This is a genomic window from Dietzia sp. E1, assembly GCF_014145015.1.
Lineage (GTDB): Bacteria > Actinomycetota > Actinomycetes > Mycobacteriales > Mycobacteriaceae > Dietzia > Dietzia cinnamea_A.
On the sequence record NZ_JAALDU010000222.1, the window covers coordinates 1 to 2638 of the forward strand.

3 protein-coding genes are annotated in these 2638 nt (G+C 70.6%); 1 reads left to right on the forward strand and 2 read right to left on the reverse strand.

Going from position 1 to position 2638, the window contains the following annotated elements:
- Positions 1–28: 28 nt before the first annotated feature.
- A complete protein-coding gene (gene rplJ, locus G6030_RS08500; protein ID WP_061228426.1) occupies positions 29–541 on the reverse strand; it encodes a 50S ribosomal protein L10 in 513 nt (170 codons plus the stop codon).
- Positions 542–880: 339 nt separating this feature from the next.
- On the opposite strand from rplJ, the gene G6030_RS16870 reads away from it, so the two are divergent.
- A complete protein-coding gene (locus G6030_RS16870) occupies positions 881–1864 on the forward strand; it encodes a diacylglycerol kinase family protein (protein WP_182642832.1) in 984 nt (327 codons plus the stop codon).
- A 22-nt stretch (positions 1865–1886) separates the two neighbouring features.
- On the opposite strand, the gene G6030_RS08510 is transcribed toward G6030_RS16870, so the two are convergent.
- On the reverse strand, positions 1887–2477 hold the full coding sequence (locus tag G6030_RS08510; RefSeq protein ID WP_182642833.1) for a TetR/AcrR family transcriptional regulator: 591 nt from the start codon (positions 2475–2477) through the stop codon (positions 1887–1889).
- Positions 2478–2638 lie beyond the last annotated feature (161 nt).

A 2638-nucleotide genomic window follows, 5' to 3' on the forward strand; every position in this document is an offset into this window, starting at 1 on the left:
CAGACGGCCCGGAAGCATGTGGGGTGGATCAGTTCTTCTTGTCCTGGAGCGCCGCGAACAGACGTGCCAGCTGCGAGGCGGGCGCGTTGAACAGGCCGGCGGCCTTGGCCTGGTTGCCCTTGAGGGCACCGGCCATCTTCGCGAGCAGGACCTCGCGGGACTCGAGCTCGGCGATCTTGTCGAGCTCGTCGGCGGACAGCGGGGCGCCGTCCATGACGCCGCCCTTGATGACGAGCGCCTTGTTGTCCTTGGCGAAGTTCTTGAGCGCCTTGGCGGCGTCCACGACCTCACCGGTGACGAACGCGATGGCGGTGGGGCCGGACAGGAGGTCGTCGAGACCCTCGACTCCGGCTTCCTCGGCCGCACGCTTGACCAGGGTGTTCTTGGCCACGGTGTACGTGGCCGCGTCACCCAGCGTCTTGCGCAGCTCGGTCACCTGGGGAACGGAGAGTCCGCGGTACTCGGTGACCACGGCGGTGGAGGAGTTCTGGAAGTGCTGCTTGATCTCCTCGACGGCCTGGACCTTTGCGGGCTTTGCCATGTTTCGCCTCCTTTCTGCATCATCTCGCCCGGGAGAGATACGAACGCCCCGTGCGCAGGCGGCACGGGGCGTGGAGGAGGCGGGCCCGAGGGCGCGCTGTCGTCTACGCTGACCGGTGTTCTCCTGCGCGGGCCGTCCGGGCGCTCCCGGACCCTTCGACCACCCCCGGCGGGAATGGCGACCTGCGGTCTTCGGTGAAACTTGATCAGGCGCCCGGGAGCCTGGACCTCCGAGCGTTCAAACTTCGGCCCCAAGGGTATAGGCGGCGGACGCCGCATACCAAATCGCCCGGGCCGGTCGCGAATGGCGGCAGGTCCGGCTTTCTGACAGATTGGTGCCGTGTCTCCAGCCTCGTCCCGCCTCGCCGTCGTCTACAACCCCACCAAGGTCGGAGTCGACGAGGTGCGCCGTCGCGCCACGGCACGGGCGTCCCGGCACGGGTGGGCCGACCCCGTCTTCTACGAGACCACGGAGGACGACCCCGGCACCGGTCAGGCCGCCGAGGCGGCGGCGCAGGGCGCCGGTCTGGTGATCGCGTGCGGCGGCGACGGCACCGTGCGCTCGGTCGCACAGGGACTGATCGGCACCACGGTGCCGATGGGCGTGGTCCCCCTCGGTACCGGCAACCTGCTGGCCCGCAACCTCGACATCCCCCTGGACGACGTCGACCGTGCGCTGCGGGTGGCCATGACCGGCCGCAGCCGCGCCATCGACATCGGCGAGGTCCGCTACACGGACGGCGAGGGCGAGTCCCACGACGACGTGTTCCTGGTGATGCTCGGTGCAGGGATGGACGCCGACATGATCGCCGGCACGGACGACGACCTCAAGGCGCGGGTGGGCTGGTTCGCCTACGTGGGCGCCTTCGCCTCGACCCTGCTGCGCGGGCACAGGATCAGGGTGGACTACTCCCTCGACGACGGCCCGCGGATCCAGACCCGCGCGCGGACCCTGCTCGTGGCGAACTGCGGGATGCTGCAGGCGGGGATGGTGCTGCTGCCGGACGCGGTGATCGACGACGGACTGCTCGACGTGATGGCCCTGCGCGCGAAGGGCGCGATCGGGTGGGCGCAGGCCGGCGCGGTCCTCGCGCAGCACACCGTCCGGCACCGCCTCAGCGCGCTGCGCCGCCGCGGCGGTTCGTCCCACGAGCCCGAGCGTCATGAGACCCGCCCGGTGGATTTCCGCCAGGGCGTGGGGGTCACCGCGCGCATCCTCGAGAAGCCGGCCGCGTTCCAGATCGACGGCGAAGACTGCGGAACCGTCGCCGATTTCTCCGCCCGGATCAAGCGGAGGGGCCTCACGGTACGCGTCGCGTACTGAACGCGCCGCCGGCCTCGGCGCGTCAGGGGTCCCGACGGATCAGGAGCGCGAGGACGTCGTGGATCTCCTCCACGGTCGGCACCGGCAGGGCAGACCGCCCGTAGACGAACCCGATCCCCGCGTACACCAGGACGCCGGCGCGGATCCGCGCCTCGCGTTCGGAGAAGCCGAGCTCGACGAACGCGTCGTGGACCACCCGCAGGATGCGCCGGTCCAGCTCGGCCACCGCCTCGGCGACGGTCTCGTCCGCGCGGGCCCACTCGCGAATGGCGGCCTCGCCCTCCCAGGCGCGCGATTCCACCAGCAGCGCGCTCATCGTCTCCAGCCGCTGCTCGGGCGGCATCTCCTCCATGGTGACCAGCCCGCGGGCGGCGTCCATCTCCTGTGAGAAGTAGAGTCGGGCCACCGCGGCCATGAGTGCGTCGAAATCGGCGAAGTGCCAGTAGAAGCTGCCCTTGGTGACGCCGAAGTCCGCGCACAGGCGGCTGATCTTGACCGCGGACCTGCCCTCGGTCATGAGCAGGTCGAGGCCGGCGCGGGCCCAGTCCTCCGCCGAGAGACGTCCGGTCCGGGGCACGCTCGGGCGGGCCGACCAGGTCGATCCCTGGGTCATCCGTCCACCCCACCGTGTCGCGTCGTCATCTGCGTCAGCCTACGTCGGACCGGACGCTTCTTCGGCCGGACTGCCGAGTCGGGTGGACCGACCGCCCACAGCCCGGACGCCGAGACCGTGCGCCTAGGAGACTGCTGAACAAGGCGCTATTGGGGTTGGCG

Bases quoted from the DNA above. Each gene is read 5' to 3' on its own strand.
- rplJ (WP_061228426.1), bottom strand. From the start codon at position 541: ATGGCAAAGCCCGCAAAGGTCCAGGCCGTCGAGGAGATCAAGCAGCAC.
- G6030_RS08510 (WP_182642833.1), bottom strand. From the start codon at position 2,477: ATGACCCAGGGATCGACCTGGTCGGCCCGCCCGAGCGTGCCCCGGACC.